Raw genomic sequence first — 16,418 nt, forward strand, 5'->3', positions numbered from 1 at the left:
TGTTTTATCACTTCAAATTTCATTTTGATATGACATTTCCTTATGCTAGTTCTGCTGCTGCAAAAATCTCATCCCGATTTTCAGAACTAGGTGGATAGATCGCTAAGTTAACGCCTCTTTTCGCTTGTTTCGCTTCTTCTTTTTGAATAACCGGAACTCTGTCCCATCCTCGAGTTACAAGTGCTCCCCATGCTCCTAAATCTATTGCAGTGTTATATCTTTCCTGTCTGTATGGAATTTTTTCGTCTATGCCTAATAAATCACAAACCGCATTATGCCCAGCAACTCTGCCTTGAGGATTTGCATGCTGGCAAGACATGAGTGAAAAATGATGATCATCTGTTTTCGCTTTTACTGCATCTCCAGCAGCAAAAACAGAGTTGATCCCTTCGACCTGTAGGTAAGAATCAACGGACAATCGTCCCAAATGATCTTTTTCTACAGGAAACCATTTAGCCAATGGACTAGCTTGTAAACCAGCAGTCCAGATAGTAGTAGCAGCAGGAATTCGTGTTCCGTCCTGTAAAAGGATACCTTGTTCCGTCATTTCACTGACTGTCTCATTCGTATAAATTTCTATATTTAATTCCTGTAATGCTTGTTTAATGATGGGTCGAGGATTAGCTCCTAATTCTGGTCCTACAACAGATGCTCTTTCTATTAAAATCACTTTTGCTTCGGATTCTTTCTTTTCCCTTTTTGCGACTTCTTGGATACGGGACACCATTTCAGTAGCAATCTCCAGTCCCGTAAATCCTGCTCCAACCACTACTACTGTATATTTTCCGTCTGCGATAGATAAGGAAGGTAACTGGTGTATATGTTGATCCAGTTTTACTGCATCTTGCAGTGTATCAACAGAGAAGGAGTGATGAAACCCTTGGATATTTGGACGAATTAATTGACTACCTGCGGTATAAATCAAGCGGTCATAATGTATATTTACCTTTTCTTGTTGATGAATCGTTACTACTTGGGATTTCGTATTGATTTTTTCCACTTCTCCTTGGATAAAATCAACCCCTGTGGGTCTGAAAACTTTTTCTAACGGAAATCGGTAGTTTTGCGGATCCTTTTCATAAAAACGCGGGCGAATGCCTAGATAGGCATCCCGATTCACAACCTGTATTTTTACTTCATCCGAACTTATATTTAACCGGTTCAATTGTCTAGCAGCACTAAGTGCGCTCCAAGTACCAGCAAATCCACTGCCAACAATAACAATGTTTTTCATGATATGTCCTCCAATTGGGGCATACAATAATTGATCTTTCTAATACTCTGCCAGATTTCGAAAGCTCAAACTATATCGTATATAATTTCTTATTATATTTGGAAATTGTAACCTTTCTCTTCAAGTCTCAACATAAATATGCAGATACACTAAAACGAAAACATAAACTTATATTCTAAACTCTTTTTTCCAGTAGAATAAACGACCAACACCAACTGTTTTTGTATTGATGTTGGTCTGTTTGTTTTAAATCGAAACCACACTTGCTAAGTAATTTTCAAGCTGATCAAAGAGTACAGCAAATGCTTGTTGAGCTGACTCCATTCCACCCTCAAAGGTTTTGAGCTCCTTTTCTGTAGCAGAGGACCAAGGACCCACACGCATGGTGATGGTAGTCTTACTTTCCTGTTCAGTAAACGACAAGGTATTGAGGATTTCTAATGGATAGTTGGGAAATGGCGCACGGATCGTATTACCTTCTTCATCAGAAAAAGAATTGATGAACACAAGATTTTCTGGCTCGTCCACCTCACGATAAACAAACTTTCCCCACATTTCTTTGCCATCAGGAGATTTTTGGCAGAAATGAAAACGACCTCCAGGACGAAGATGATCTAACTTGGCGACATTCATCTCAAACCCTTTATTCCCCCACCAATTTTTCAGATGCTCAGGCTTCGTAAAAATTTGAAATACAAGCTCACTAGGTGCATTAACGGTACGCGTAATAATGAATTCTACTTTTTTGGACATGATGGTTCCCCCTAAAATTTATATTGTTATTTTTCAAATGCGCTTTCAGACGATCGAGTGTTGCTCTTCCTCATTCCGACCTTCCTTCGCTTTTTTGTCTTTCATAAACTAAGATGAAGAAGGATGTAGTTTTGTGACATTTTTTAATAACTTTTTTTCTATAAAAATCTATATAGAACATAGAATAGTTAATATAAGCGGGTTTAAATAACCTATTAAATATATGAATTCATTCATCTTAAAACACATGTGTCAATTTATCTGGATTTATAACGAAGTAAAGATTAGCGATGTGGCCATCTTGAATCTGAAACGAAAGGACAGTCAACGTTTTCCCATCCAAATATACGACGATTCCAGGCAGGCCATTTACCATGGTGAGACGATAAGTTACGTTTCCAGGCAATTTTTTCAAAAAATTCGATGTCAAATGGGAAATTGGTATATGCCCATGAAGGGGTTGCAGTTGTGCTCTTACTTTTCCTCCCCCATCTGTGACGAGTACTGCATCAGCCGATAGGAGTTTCAAGATTTGGGCCGCGTCACCGGAAGCAAGAGCATTCATAAATTGCTCCACCAAGTTGGTGGTTTGCTCTTGATCGAAGCGATCCAAATGATCCGGACCATCTTTTAGATGAAGACTGCGTTTCGCTCGATGAAAGATTTGCCGGCAGTTCGCACTGCTCTTGCCAACGATGTCAGCAATTTCTTTATAATCATACTGCATCACCTCACGCAGCAAGAATACAGCCCGCTCCACGTAAGATAATTGCTGCAACAACAGCAAGTAAGCGGTGGATACCGATTCCTTCTGTAAATAAGATTGCATCGGATCTGTTTCCTCACTCGCTGTAGTCACGAGTGGTTCAGGCAGCCATGTCCCAATGTAGTTTTCCCGTTGTTTGCTCGTAGAACGAAGCAGACCGAGACAAGCGTTCGTTACGATTTTGCACAGGTATGCTTTCATATTTCGAATGTGATCAGAACCAGATTTATATAAGGTTAAAAAGGCTTCCTGGACTATATCTTCCGCATCTGTGACACTTCCAAGCATACGGTAAGCAAGAGAGAATAATAGTGGTTTGTATTCAATATAGAATTGTTCTGTTTTTATGTTTTCCAAGATGTTAGCCACCTGCTTTCTTCCTTTTATTCAGACTACAATAGTTTCCCGATCACCTTTACGGTCTATCTCCATATCTTTTAACACGCACTGTGCCGCACGTCTTCCGCTTGCCGCCGCAGCATCTGCCAAATTTTCTCCATGAGTAGCCCACTCTCCTGCGACGTAAAGCCCTGCAATTTCAGGTACGGCTGGACCGGGAAATCGATCTTCCCTGCCTAAATGCATATAGTCGTAGGCTACCACCATATTGGGGAGGTACTGTTTGGCGACGACTTCCTTCTGCCAGCCCGGTTGGATCACGTCCAACATCTGTTCGAGAAATCGTTCGTCAGCCTTTGGATCTGTTCCACCAGCGCCATTATATTTAACAATGTTCACCACTGAAGTGTCATCTTCACTTAGTCGAATAAATTTCGATTGATTCACGAAGTATATGGGTTCATCCACACCCAAAACCGCAAAATGAGTTGGTGCGGAAAGCCGCTTCAAAGAAAGCGTCAAGCTTGCCGCCTTAATGACACGAGCCTGTTCTTTCCAACGTAAAACCGACTTACTTCCCACATCCCCTAAAAGTCGAGAAGTTACTGCTGGTGGGGTGGAGGAAATCACATGCGAGATGTCCATCTCCTGACCGTCAGCAAACCTTATTTTACGAACGGCTCCATCATGCTTGATTTCCGTTACGTTTTTTCTTATCATCATGGCTACGCCTGATCGAACTGCCTTTTCGTAAAGTTGATCCATTAGAGTTTGCCAGCCATCCTGCACATAGACAATACTATTCTTTTTCGTCGTGCGTGCTATCGAACGTAAGGCAGGACCCGCTAATTGGTGATCAGGAGCATGTGAATACGAACTTACCCGGAACATGGCGTAAGCAATATGACGAGTCATTGGGTCGCGAATTTCATGTTCCAGCCAACTCCGCAGGCTGATAGCCGGCACGGAATCGGCATCGATTTTTGTCAACTTATTATAGAACTTAAAAAACTCTATTTTGCCTAACCAGCTCAAGTTTTGAGAGAAAATAAATCGAAATATATGAGATACTTGATTGTTCCAGAGAAACGATATATTAGCCGAGGGGGATCTCCCTTCCATTCTTATACCTAAATCTTGAAAGATTTCATCTACTGCCCCTCCCCTGATTATTGCATGAGCGCCTAGATCAAAGGTAGCCCCGTTTTGCTTGACAGATATAGCCCGACCACCAAATTGGCTGGCCTTCTCCAACAGGACAACAGACTTCCCTGCCTGAGCTAAGTCAATTGCAGCCACCAAGCCTGCAATACCTCCACCGATGACTGCCACATCAAACTGTTTCATTATTGAGACCTCCCTTCGCTTTTTTGTCTTTCATAACTAAGATGGGGAAGGGTGTGGATTTGTGACATTTTCTAATAACTTTTTTCTAATATCTGTTTCTTTGAGAATGAAAGCGATAATCGGTTCAAGAACTTGATAAAATTCGTTTTTTAAGTCCTTATTCAGTTTTTACAACTATCTATTGAATGAATAGGTTCTTACGCTTGAAGAACGAGACTCTATTTGGTTAAATTTAATTTGGAGGTAGATCATTTGAAATCGCATTTTTTAACTATTCCTGGAAGGTTTCATATTGCTGTGCAAGCATTAGTCGTAATTGCCGAAACAGACGGAGCTTGTTCTAGTTCTGTAATTGCTCAAGAATTCAAAACACATGCTACTTTTTTAAGACGTGTCATGACCCAACTTCTACCCAGTTTCGCTATCCCTTAAAAATATGAAAATTGTCTAATCAAACAAACTCAACTGCTAACTAGCATAAGCTGAAAGTGTTATGTGTCATCTCTGTTTCGTTTGTATGTATGCCATTGATGCTCAAAGAGCGATCAAAACGATATTTGTACACTGCGAAATAGCGTATATCAAATAGAGAAGAAGGCGTGTATATGTATAAAATTTATCCTGATGACCTGTCCATTAACGAAAATTATAAATTAATGAGTGGTTCCGTTATCCCTCGACCTATCGCATTTGTTACCACATTGTCAACTGTCAATGGAGTTGTAAATGCAGCTCCTTTTAGTTACTTTAATGCCGTCTCTTCTGATCCTCCCTTACTTTCTATATCTATTGGACGCAGTCAAGGTCAAATGAAAGATACAGCCCGGAATGCCATTGAAAATAAGGAACTTGTCGTTCATATTTGTGATGAACAAATCATAGGTGATGTAGATAAAACTGGTACTCCACTGAAAGCAGATCAAAGTGAGTTAACTTTGACAAGTCTCACTACCATCCAAAGCGACAGAGTTTCCGTACCAGGTATCAAAGAAGCACGCATACGTTATGAATGTAAACTCCATCAACATCTGCCAATTCAGAACGATCATGGAGAAATTGTGATAGATTTTCTGCTTGTTCGGATTGTTTGTTATCATTTTAGTGAACAAGTATATGATCCTGAAAAGAAGTATATTTACTCCGAAAAACTCCAACCTATCAGCCGACTGGCAGGAAATAATTATGCATCACTTGGAGAGTCGTTTGCACTGGAGAAACGTCTCAAATAGATGTCTCTCCTACATTTGTGTTAAAGACATTGCCCAAAATAAAAATGTTATTGTTCTCTATAGAATAGTCTGATATATTTAAATAAGGAGAGAGCAGTTGTCTCCCATACATTGGTTTAGCAGTACCAGCAGTACCATTCCGTAGAAGTAAGCAGAGCATTACCCGCAAGTCGATGAATCATGTTTCGCTCTTTACGAGCGCTTCGTGTCGTCCTTGACGGGACGGCACTTCTGTGGAGAAGTACAAGCAGTACCAGCAACACCAAGCTGAACCAGCAGTGCACAATTACTTTATGCGCACACATCCCGCACAGCAACACCGTGTGGGACTCAACAAATAACGATATATCCATAAAGAAAAGCACCTAATACTAGGTGCTTTTTTCATTTCAAAAAAAGATCCCTCCCTCTGGAGAGATCTGAACCATTACTTACTCACGATACTTCTTCGTATCATCTTTTCCATCCTTATCATCTTCATGATACTCATCTTCTTCATCTGTCTGATTTTCACGTGAAGTGAGATCATGGAAATAAATCTTATCTTCCTCTTCTTCCTCATTAGAATCCACTTTGCTGCCTTTCGAAGCTGTATATGTCCGCATGAAGCCTCCTGTTAGATCAGAAAGCTTATACGTACGAAACTTATCGGTAATATTAATCCCCACCTGGTTAACTTTACGACCTACTTCTTTTCCGACACCCATCAGTAAAGAGGAAAGGGAACCTAACCAGTTTCCAACTTTTCTGCGTGCTCGCGGAGATATGAACAAGATAATAACTGCGGAAATGACTAGGAATATCAAAAAAGAACTGCCAGATGATCTACGTCTATAACTATAGTACATATTATGTCACAACCTCCATTTCTTTCTCCTTAAGAGTTTGTGCTAAATTTGCAACTCTATGCAAACAAACTGAGCTGGTTGCTTTCTGGTAAACCTTTCAAACAGCCCATGCGCTGCAAGCTCTCAACGACGGTACTGGAAATACGACCACGTCGTTGTAAGTCTTCAATCGATAAAAATTCACCAGCTTCTTGAGCTTCGGCAATTCCATCTGCTGCACTCTCTCCCACTCCTGCAATCGAGGCAAAAGGTGGAAGTAAACCGCCATCGCTGATTAAAAATTTATCGGAATGAGACTGATGAATATCGATGGGAAGAAATTTAATTCCTCGTGCATACATTTCTTGAGCCAGTTCCAAATTAGTCAGAAAGTTTTTCTCTTTTTGGGTTACTCCATACCCTTTTTCTTTGATTTCTTTCATCGCATTGGTGATCGCTTGATAGCCTTTCCCCATCAATTCGATATCAAAGTTATTGATTGCTTTGCTAAAGTAAGCAGCATAAAAAGCTTCTGGATGATACACCTTATAATAAGCAATCCAAATGGCAGAGATAACATACGCTGCTGCGTGTGCCCTTGGGAACATATACTTGATCTTTTTACAGGACTCGATATACCACTCTGGGACATCATGTTCACGCATAAGAGCAGTTTGCTCCTCCGTGAGGCCTTTTCCTTTCCGAACTGCTTCCATGATCTTAAAGGACGTTTTATTCGGCAATCCTCTGCGAATCAAGTACAGCATGATATCGTCACGGTTACAAATGGCTTCTGACAGGGTACAAACCCCATTTTGGATTAACTCCCGCGCATTTCCAGCCCAAACATCTGTCCCATGGGATAAGCCAGATACACGGGTAAACTCCCCAATCGTTCTCGGACGGGCAATTTCCAAAATACCTTGGGCAAATGCGGTTCCAAACTCTGGTATTCCAAGGGTTCCAAGCGACACACCACTGATATCTTCCGGCTTTATCCCTAACGACTCTGTACTTTTAAACAATTCGATTACTTTCGAATCATTGGTAGGCAGTGTAACAGGATCAACACCTGTCATATCTTTTAGCATTCTGAGCATCGCTGGTGCTGTGTGTCCCAGCAAATCGAGCTTCAAAATTTTACCGCCGATAGCATTGTAATCAAAGTGTGTTGTCGTCACGGTGGACTTCATGTTATTTGCTGGCCGTTGGATCGGAGTGAAATCTTCAACAACCATCGTTTTCGGTACAACCATCAATCCACCAGGATGCTGACCTGTTGTACGTTTTACCCCGATACAGCCATTGGCAATTCGCGCTATTTCTGCTTGACGGAACGTACGATTATTTTCTTCTGCATACTTTTTCACATAGCCAAAAGCTGTCTTCTCTTTGACGGTACCTACAGAGCCTGCACGGAAAATACATTCTTTGCCTAGTAGATCCTCTGTATAAGAGTGACATCTCGCTTGATAATCGCTGGCAAAGTTCAAGTCAATATCAGGTGTTTTGTCTCCTTCAAACCCAAGGAAGGTTGCAAACGGGATATCGTGACCGTCTTTTTTCATCTGTGCTCCACATTTTGGACAAGCACGATCAGGTAAGTCAAATCCCGTCTCGACTGAACCATCAGTGACAAACTCGGTGACAAAGCAGTCTTGACAACGATAGTGCGGCGGGAGAGGGTTCACCTCGGAAACTCGTGACATGGTAGCGACAAAGGAAGAACCCACAGAACCCCTCGATCCTACCAGATATCCGTCTTCGATCGATTTAACAACCAATTTACTGGAGATCATATAAATAACAGCATATCCATTACTGATAATCCCGTTCAATTCGGTATCTAAGCGTTCTGCTACGATATCTGGCAATGGGTTTCCATACCATGCATGAGCGGTTTCATAACAAATATTTCGCAGCTCATCTTCTACGCCCTCAATTTCTGGAGTGTAAGTACCTTCTGGGAACGGATTGATTTCTTCGATCTGATCTGCAATCAATTGGGTATTGGTAATAACTACTTCCCTTGCCTTTTGGGAACCGAGATAAGCAAACTCCTCTAACATCTCATCCGTTGTCCGCAGATGTGTTCGGGGTAATGTCCCTGTAAAGCGTGCACCACCCATCTGGTTACTGGAGACAATCTCTCGATAAATGGCATCTTTTTCATCCAAGTAATGCGCATTGCCTGTTGCAACAACGGGTTTACCCAGCTTTTCCCCAATGCGGACAATCAGCTTATTTGCTTCTTTAATCCGATCAATGCTATCCACTAATCCCTTTTCCACCAAATGTTGATTGATTTCCAGCGGTTGAATCTCTAGGTAATCATAATACTTAGCCACTTCTTCTGCATCTTCTGGTGTCTTGTTGAGAACTGTCTCATACAATTCTCCTTTCTCACATCCTGAACCGATAATCAATCCTTCTCGATATTCTTCTAATAAGCTTTTTGGAATCCTTGGTACTCGGTAAAAATGTTCGATATGAGATAAAGAAACGAGTTCATATAAATTTTTAAGTCCTGTTTTATTTTTGGCAAAAATAATAGCATGAAAAGGACGAAGTCTGCTGAGATCTCTGTTCTTGCTGGCTTCATTTAATTCATTTAACTCAGTGATATCTCGTTTTAATAGTAATTCGATTAGTTTCCAATGAACATAACCAGTAGCTTCTGTATCATAGATCGCTCGGTGATGCTGTTCTAAGGTTACATCGAATTTTTTTGCTAATGTATTTAAGCGATGGTTTTTCAAGTCAGGAAAGAGAAAACGAGCCATTTCCAATGTATCCATTACCGGATTCGCAGCGCTCGGATGCCCATTCTTCTGAAAAGCTGCTTGAATAAAGCCCATATCAAATCGAGCATTGTGCGCAACAATAACACTGCCCTCGATAAACTGAATAAAATCAGGTAAAATTTCGTGTAATTCTGGAGCATCCTGCACCATATCATCGGTAATCCCTGTCAGTTCTGTTGTAAAAGCAGATAGAGGGCGGTGCGGGTTGATAAATGTTTCATATCGATCGATGATTTTGCCTGCTTTCATCTTAACCGCAGCTAACTCAATCATCACATCGTGATTGACAGAAAGACCAGTAGTCTCCACGTCAAACACAACATAAATATCATCTTCAAGCTTTCGTTCTTCTGGATTCATCACGATGGAGACCCCATCATCGACAACGTTGGCTTCCATCCCCAAAAGCATCTTTATACCATGACTTTTCCCAACATCATATGCCTCTGGAAATGCTTGAATCACGCCATGATCGGTTATCGCTAAAGCGGTATGTCCCCACTCTTTTAACCTTTTGCATACTTTGGAAAACTGGGAGAAACCTTCTTTTTCAAAGCCATATAATCCATCCATCGCTGACATTGCGGTATGAAAGTGAAGTTCTACTCGCTTCTCCTCTGATTCATCCATCCGATATTCTTCCACTTTTGGCACTTCTACTATGTCTCTAGCAGTTAAAACCAAGTCGCGAGAAAAAGTGTCGTATTGAACAGGACCGCGAACTTTCAGCCAAACTCCATTTTTAATCCGTCTTAAAACTGGCATATCTTCTTTGTTCACAAACATTTTCATGGAAATAGAATTGGAATAATCCGTCAAATAACACGTGAACAATGTCCTTCCACTCTTTAAATCTTTCCAGTCTATTCCAAATACTTCTCCAGCTACAGTGATCCGCTTTTCTTCATCTTGAATCGTATCAATGGGAACAGGGGAATCTTGAATTTGATTTCCAAGTTGAATTTTGCTATCAACCGTCTCTTTTTCTTCTATTCTTTCTTTTACTTTTGCTTCTTGCATCTGAGTCTGATACAACTCGCGGCGAAGTACTTGTTCTTCTTTCTGCTTTTTTTCTTCTCGTTCTGTTGAATCCATCGTTTGTCCATCTGTTTTCAAAATAACCCGTATCTCTTGCCCCGTTAATCTTCGATAATATCCCTGGACGAGAAAATCCAATTCTTTTTGTCTCGCCATTTTCTCCATTAGCACATTGGGAAAAGCAACTTCTAAACTGCCAGAAACCATTTTCCACTTTGCTTTTCCAAGCCATCCACTCGCTGCGACAGCAGACTTTTCTGCTATTTGTCTTTTTATCCAATGCCAGTATTTTTCCATGACTACTTTAGTTTCCAGCGGATCATATATGAACTGTACCGTGGCATCGATACTCGGAGCCAAGTAACGCTGAATCTTCTCTTGAACTCCTTCCCATACCTCTACAGGTACCAGCTCTGGTAAATGGATATGTATCATCCAAGATTTCTTTTGAAGTTGAACGTTTACGTTTGTTATGAATGATTGTGTAAAATAAGCTTGATACCATTCAGAAGGGATTTCAGCGACAGAGAATAATTTCTGGAGAGCTTCATAACCTCTCGACAAATCCCCCACATCCTTTTTCTCATAGTAGAAATTAGTTTATCAGATTTTGCTTCAGAAGTCCCTCGATTTATTCCTAGCAAAACAGTCTAACATTATACATCCGTTACCTTCACTCAAACGTCACTTAACCTTTAAAAATAATTAATATTCTCTTGGAGTGTTATCCTGTGATAGACTTCATAATTATAGAGGAGATACAACGTTTTCCTATGATCTCAAAAGATTCACGCTTATGACACGTATTCGAACACAAATCTCAGCATACCTGATATAATAAGCAATGGACTAAATCCTTATGATAATAGACAAAGGTGGATACCATGTTAGGTAAGATTATCGCTGGCAGGTACGAAATACTAGAACATATCGCTGGTGGCGGAATGGCAGCTGTCTATCAAGGAAGAGACAATGTTTTAGATCGCATCGTGGCAGTAAAAGTGATGGACCCCCAACTGGGGCAAGACGATGAATTTGTGAAAAGGTTTATTCTAGAAGCCCAAGCAACCGGGAGGTTATCCCACCCTAACATTGTAAATGTGTACGATGCTGGAGAAGAAAATGGCATCTACTACATGGTAATGGAGTTTGTAGAGGGCATCACACTGAAAGAATATATTATAGAAAAAGGTTTTCTTTCCGCAAGAGAAGCAGCGGAAATTAGTGCTCAAATCTGTGATGGTTTAGCACACGCACACAAACAAGGCATCATTCATCGTGACATCAAACCGCAAAATATATTGTGTACTCCAGATGGAAGATACAAGTTGACTGACTTTGGAATTGCCCGTTTAGTGGACGCAGCTACACATCTGACCAAAACTGGAACGGTAATGGGGTCTGTCCATTATTTTTCACCAGAACAAGCTAGCGGACTCAACATCTCCTACCCTTCTGATCTCTATTCGCTAGGCGTAGTACTATTTGAAATGTTAACTGGCTCTGTTCCATTTGATGCTAAAGAACATATTTTAGTTGCGATGATGCATCTTCATGATGAAGTACCTGATCCAAGATTGGTGCAAGAAGACTTGCCAGAAAGTTTCACTCAAGTATTAAACCGTGTATTAGCCAAAAAACCGGAAGAACGCTATCAGTCATCCGAAGAATTTAAAACAGCATTACTTCAATCATTTTCCAATAACCCAGAACCCGAAATTCCCCTTCGTACCGAAGTACATTACCAGCCTACTGGGGACCAAGAGGTCGCTTGGACAAACGACAATCAAGCAGGATGGACGGACAAAAACCCGGAATATCCTCCAAAGAGCAATCGTCGGAAATATACCATTATCGGTTTATGTATTTTAATCATTGTCGGTTTAGGTTACTTTTTCTGGTCGCCAGGGGAACCAAACGCAGATGAGACCAAACCGCCAAAGACGGAACAATCACCACCATCGCAATCATCTTATATTGTAGTAGTTGGACTATTTCAGCATCGTACCAACGCAGAAAAGTTGGTAAAAAAATTAGATAATCAACAATTCGACGCAATGATTACTCCGAAAATAGTAAATGGAACTAAATATTACAGTGTTTATTTAGGTACTTATTCCGATAAAAACGAAGCACAAGTCCAGTTGGATGAACTGAAACAAACAGATATAAAAAATATACAAGATGCCTATATCACAGAAATGGACTCGAAAGACATAAAAAAGAGTGGTTCTTAAAATAGAACCACTCTTTTTCTTATGTTTTTATAAACTCCGTGACTAAACAGACAGGGTCGCCGTCTTCGTCATATCCCCAGTAAGTAGGATAAATACCGTGCCCATTGCCAGCCTGAAAACTAAATACATTGTAGCCCACTTGATTGAGCATTCTCTCTCCCCAAGTCATATCATCCTTACTGATTAACTTCATCCAATCCCCGCCATCTTCTACTTCATCACGACGGAACCGCAGTAGATTTGCTGTTTCTAAATCCATAAAACAACCTACTCCAGCGTCTACTGCATAACCAAATATCTCGTTTTCTTTTAGCTCTCTGATATCTTGCCCTTTGGTAGTGGCTAGCTCCCAATGAGCTACGTTCCCATCACCAAAACGCAACATGGCATGAGCAACACGACCATTATTTTCATCTTCAGAAGAGATGCGATTCATATACACAGGGTATCTGCCTTGAGGAACAACTTGTACAAATGGCTCGTATTCAGGACCTAAAGGATATATGTATGGATCACAAGCTACAATGCGTCCGGTAGGGAGCAATATAGTGCCTAGCTTTTTCCAGTTGTCGTGTGTAAGATTTTCCATGTTGTCAATCTGTATGGATAATTGTCTCATGAAACCCCTCCAAAATTTTTTCCTTATCATAACATATTGAAAATGTTACTAAATTTCAATCATGTTTCATTAAGTTAACAGATAAGAAAGACTCTAAAGCATAACATCGAACAAACCTATCCACCCAACTTGATCAAAAGAATCCCCACGATCAAAATCCCAATGCCAATATAGTGGTTTTTCTTCAATTCTTCTTTAAAAAATAACCAGCCAATCAACGTCCCAAAAGCAATGCTCAGCTCTCTGGTAGCAGAGACATAACCTACTGGAGTAGATTGCAAGGCATATTGCGTAGAGGCATTTGCTCCGAAAGTCAGCAATGCGCCAACCACCGCTTTGCCCTTATTTAAAAGAAAAACCCGTTTATATTCACGCAATGAAATACGATCCATCATCATTTTCCCTAGCCAGATGCCAATAAATACAATGTATTTGAATAACACACCAGACATCATAGCAGCACCCATGCTGTCAAATGTGATCGCACCTCCATTGATCGCGCCAGCGAGAAAAGCCCAGCCTGCTCCCGTTTGCAAAGTAAACTTTCCGCTAAACTGCATCAATAAAATACCCGCGACAACGAGGAGAATGCCGCCAAAACCAATCCATGTAAGAGTTACTCCGAGAAAAAAGGATAAAAAAGTAGACACCAACGGCCCTAATCCTCGAACGATCGGATAAGCATAACTAAATGGCAATTGTCGATAAGCATGAGCCAAACCCCAAAAATAGATGAGCTCACAAACAATGCTGCCTGCCATATAGAGATATGCTGCTGGTGGGATGGGTTGTTGTAACAAGAGATAAATGGCTAGTGGCAAGTAAAGAAAAACAGCGAGACCTACGATAATAGTGAAAAATGTATCTTTTTCTGTTACTTGCTTCGAGATAGCATTCCATCCTGCATGACCCAATGCCGAAATCAACAATAAGGACAAAATATATCCAGTCAAATGACCAATCCTTTCCCTTACATTAATACTTTTTTTCTTGACAAAAAAATAAATCCATGTTATTTCATTATAATTGTGGAGAATTGCAAAAAAAAGCACCTTTTCCTCATCTAAGCTGTATAAAATTCATAAATTTTTATTAAAAATAATAAAACACCTTTATTGATTTTTTATTAAGATTATTATTTATTTTTTAAATTTTAAACTCGCATCTTTACAAAAAATCAATAATTCTCTGGCTTGTTAGTACGGTAAAGCAAAAAATCTCCTTATTTTGAAAGCGATATCTTTTATGTAAAGAATGAAATCATCATAAAAAGAAAATATCCAATCGGCAGTTTTTTTGAAAATTTACGAAAAAGGGGTAGCATAATTTTGGTGGTTGGTCTATAATAAAGATGACTTCACAACCGTGGAGTTACCCGGAAACTTAGGAGCTGAGGCTCATAGTTTGGACCTCTTAGGAGGAACTCATGGCGAACACCACTTTCGTCAAGGTCATCAAGGTCATCGTCATCGTGGCAGAGCACAACGTCTGCTCCTGCGGAAAGCCGCAGGGACAGGGCGCGGGCTGCAACCACGGCGGTCGTGACCGCTAGTCCGAAGGGATCGGTAGATTAGGATGGACGATCATCCTAGCACAAGTCCGCACTCTCATCAATACATTGATTTGGTAATGATGAGAGTGCGGGCGAGCAAAAGCAAACACTTTATGTGTTTTATATAAGAGAGGAAAAGGGCTGGTAGGAATACTAGTCTTTTTTCGTACGCTCATACCATTCACACAGTACCCTCTTAGGAGATAGGTTCAGTGTTAACAATCTTTTCAAAGTAGGCTGTCATTAGCTTATCTCATTACATTCCTAAATTTTATGCATTTATACTTCTGATATATTGATTTATACTAAAATTCAATTAGCGAAATAGGGGGAATCGCCGTGAAACGAAAAAGGTTCAGTCATTTATTTGTGCTATTTCTCACTTTAGCTTGTGCTTCTGTTCTTCCATCTGGAGTGATACATGCTGGAACATGGGATTATCTAGGTAAGTATGATATGCATACGTATGTATACTCTACAGGCGGAGACTTTATGGCTTGTACCTCCCACCGTGAAACCATTAAATTGTGGGAATATGATCCGGACAATGCTGATGATTATGTCGGTTCTCAGTATCCTCTATGGAATCCTACTTATGGCGGCTGGTGTTCCATTTGGCGCGGTATTTCCAAATATGTCGACGGGGACAATGAGCGAGCAGAATTTTATGTCACCGGCTACGAAAGTACTTGGGTAAAATATTATGATTGAGTGTAGTTTATAGAAAAAAGCTCTCGACAGTGTTACTAATTCATTTTGTGTTCATACTCAAAACCTAAAATAAACATAATAATATCCACTCCCTAAGAGAAAGGAAGCAAAAATTGAGTATGAAAACAAATATTTTACCTGTTCCTGGAGCTAACTTGTACTACGAAGTCAGAGGTTCTGGCCCTATTCTCCTTTTGATTCATGGTGGAGGAGGAGACACAAATGTATTTCATTTTATCGTTGATCAACTCGCCAATTGGTATACTGTTGTAACTTATGACCGCAGAGGACATTCTCGCAGTAGCTTAATAGACCCATCAGAATCCTTTCATATCTCCACACACAGCAATGATGCTCATTTACTCTTGTCCCATATCACTGATGAACCTGCCTATATATTTGGAAGTAGTTCTGGAGCCGTGATTGGACTCGATCTAGCTCTTCATCACCCTGAGCAAATAAAAACCCTTATAGCCCATGAGCCACCTTTGTTTCAACTTCTCTCTGGCAAAGAAGGAGAATTTGCAAGAAACTTAATCATTGATTTGCAAATCGATCTCCAACAAAAAGGCGCATTTTATGCAATGAATCGGTTTGGACAAGTGCTAGGTATGCATCACGGTGATCAAGCCCCTCCAGAAAGAGAATCAGACAAGAATGTGGTTTATTTTATTACCAAAGAAGCACCGGGTGTTGTGGAATACCAATTTAATAAAAATCTTTTATCATCCATCGAAGAAAACAACGCTCTGTCGGTATTACCTGCTGGTGGAGAAAGCTCAAAAGATTACTTCCCATTTACAAGTTCCGTATTGCTTGCCGGGCTATTACAAAAGCAAGTTACTGAATTTCCTGGTGATCACATCGGTTATGTCTTTCAGCCTCAAGCTTTTGCTCAAAAATTACATCAAATTTTATCCGAATAAGAGCCTGCAAATACGAACCTTTTATAAAATAGGTTC

15 protein-coding genes are annotated in these 16,418 nt (G+C 40.3%); 6 read left to right on the forward strand and 9 right to left on the reverse strand.

The window, feature by feature from the left end:
• Positions 1 to 40: 40 nt before the first annotated feature.
• The 4 genes from AC5WOE_RS14420 to AC5WOE_RS14435 all read right to left on the reverse strand — a co-directional run bounded on the left by AC5WOE_RS14420 (position 41) and on the right by AC5WOE_RS14435 (position 4,439).
• The gene (locus AC5WOE_RS14420; protein ID WP_496052865.1) at positions 41 to 1,234 is read right to left on the reverse strand and encodes an NAD(P)/FAD-dependent oxidoreductase; all 1,194 of its coding nucleotides are present in this window, start codon (positions 1,232 to 1,234) and stop codon (positions 41 to 43) included.
• A 246-nt stretch (positions 1,235 to 1,480) separates the two neighbouring features.
• On the reverse strand, positions 1,481 to 1,987 hold the full coding sequence (locus AC5WOE_RS14425; protein ID WP_496052866.1) for an SRPBCC family protein: 507 nt from the start codon (positions 1,985 to 1,987) through the stop codon (positions 1,481 to 1,483).
• A 238-nt stretch (positions 1,988 to 2,225) separates the two neighbouring features.
• Entirely contained in the window at positions 2,226 to 3,101 is an 876-nt protein-coding gene (locus tag AC5WOE_RS14430; protein WP_496050931.1) for an RNA polymerase sigma-70 factor, read from the reverse strand.
• Between the two features lie 39 nt (positions 3,102 to 3,140).
• The gene (locus tag AC5WOE_RS14435) at positions 3,141 to 4,439 is read right to left on the reverse strand and encodes a phytoene desaturase family protein (protein WP_496052867.1); all 1,299 of its coding nucleotides are present in this window, start codon (positions 4,437 to 4,439) and stop codon (positions 3,141 to 3,143) included.
• Between the two features lie 252 nt (positions 4,440 to 4,691).
• Between AC5WOE_RS14435 and AC5WOE_RS14440 the strand changes: the two genes are divergently transcribed.
• Both AC5WOE_RS14440 and AC5WOE_RS14445 read left to right on the forward strand, forming a co-directional pair.
• On the forward strand, positions 4,692 to 4,871 hold the full coding sequence (locus tag AC5WOE_RS14440; RefSeq protein WP_496050884.1) for a hypothetical protein: 180 nt from the start codon (positions 4,692 to 4,694) through the stop codon (positions 4,869 to 4,871).
• A 173-nt stretch (positions 4,872 to 5,044) separates the two neighbouring features.
• Positions 5,045 to 5,668: a flavin reductase family protein gene (locus AC5WOE_RS14445; RefSeq protein ID WP_496050883.1), complete on the forward strand. Its 624-nt coding sequence runs from the start codon at positions 5,045 to 5,047 to the stop codon at positions 5,666 to 5,668.
• Positions 5,669 to 6,099: 431 nt separating this feature from the next.
• On the opposite strand, the gene AC5WOE_RS14450 is transcribed toward AC5WOE_RS14445, so the two are convergent.
• Positions 6,100 to 6,516, reverse strand: a complete 417-nt coding sequence (locus tag AC5WOE_RS14450) for a hypothetical protein (RefSeq protein ID WP_496050882.1) — start codon at positions 6,514 to 6,516, stop codon at positions 6,100 to 6,102.
• A 56-nt stretch (positions 6,517 to 6,572) separates the two neighbouring features.
• A complete protein-coding gene (locus AC5WOE_RS14455; RefSeq protein WP_496050881.1) occupies positions 6,573 to 10,901 on the reverse strand; it encodes a PolC-type DNA polymerase III in 4,329 nt (1,442 codons plus the stop codon).
• A 320-nt stretch (positions 10,902 to 11,221) separates the two neighbouring features.
• On the opposite strand from AC5WOE_RS14455, the gene AC5WOE_RS14460 reads away from it, so the two are divergent.
• A complete protein-coding gene (locus AC5WOE_RS14460) occupies positions 11,222 to 12,574 on the forward strand; it encodes a protein kinase domain-containing protein (protein WP_496050880.1) in 1,353 nt (450 codons plus the stop codon).
• A 19-nt stretch (positions 12,575 to 12,593) separates the two neighbouring features.
• Here AC5WOE_RS14460 and AC5WOE_RS14465 read toward each other — a convergent pair whose 3' ends face one another.
• Entirely contained in the window at positions 12,594 to 13,193 is a 600-nt protein-coding gene (locus AC5WOE_RS14465; protein ID WP_496050879.1) for a DUF4241 domain-containing protein, read from the reverse strand.
• 116 nt (positions 13,194 to 13,309) lie between these two features.
• Positions 13,310 to 14,146 (reverse strand): EamA family transporter, encoded by an 837-nt coding sequence (locus tag AC5WOE_RS14470; RefSeq protein ID WP_496052868.1) that lies wholly within the window; start codon positions 14,144 to 14,146, stop codon positions 13,310 to 13,312.
• 473 nt (positions 14,147 to 14,619) lie between these two features.
• Here AC5WOE_RS14470 and AC5WOE_RS14475 point away from each other — a divergent pair, with 473 nt between their 5' ends.
• Positions 14,620 to 14,745 (forward strand): hypothetical protein, encoded by a 126-nt coding sequence (locus AC5WOE_RS14475; protein WP_496050877.1) that lies wholly within the window; start codon positions 14,620 to 14,622, stop codon positions 14,743 to 14,745.
• Here AC5WOE_RS14475 and AC5WOE_RS14480 read toward each other — a convergent pair.
• Positions 14,742 to 14,930, reverse strand: a complete 189-nt coding sequence (locus AC5WOE_RS14480) for a hypothetical protein (RefSeq protein WP_496050876.1) — start codon at positions 14,928 to 14,930, stop codon at positions 14,742 to 14,744. The genes AC5WOE_RS14475 and AC5WOE_RS14480 overlap by 4 nt on opposite strands.
• A 154-nt stretch (positions 14,931 to 15,084) precedes the next feature.
• On the opposite strand from AC5WOE_RS14480, the gene AC5WOE_RS14485 reads away from it, so the two are divergent.
• Positions 15,085 to 15,456 (forward strand): YndA family protein, encoded by a 372-nt coding sequence (locus AC5WOE_RS14485; protein ID WP_496050875.1) that lies wholly within the window; start codon positions 15,085 to 15,087, stop codon positions 15,454 to 15,456.
• A gap of 119 nt (positions 15,457 to 15,575) precedes the next feature.
• On the forward strand, positions 15,576 to 16,382 hold the full coding sequence (locus AC5WOE_RS14490) for an alpha/beta fold hydrolase (RefSeq protein ID WP_496050930.1): 807 nt from the start codon (positions 15,576 to 15,578) through the stop codon (positions 16,380 to 16,382).
• The last annotated feature ends 36 nt before the right edge of the window (positions 16,383 to 16,418 follow it).

This window comes from Shimazuella sp. NTD248, from assembly GCF_059510395.1.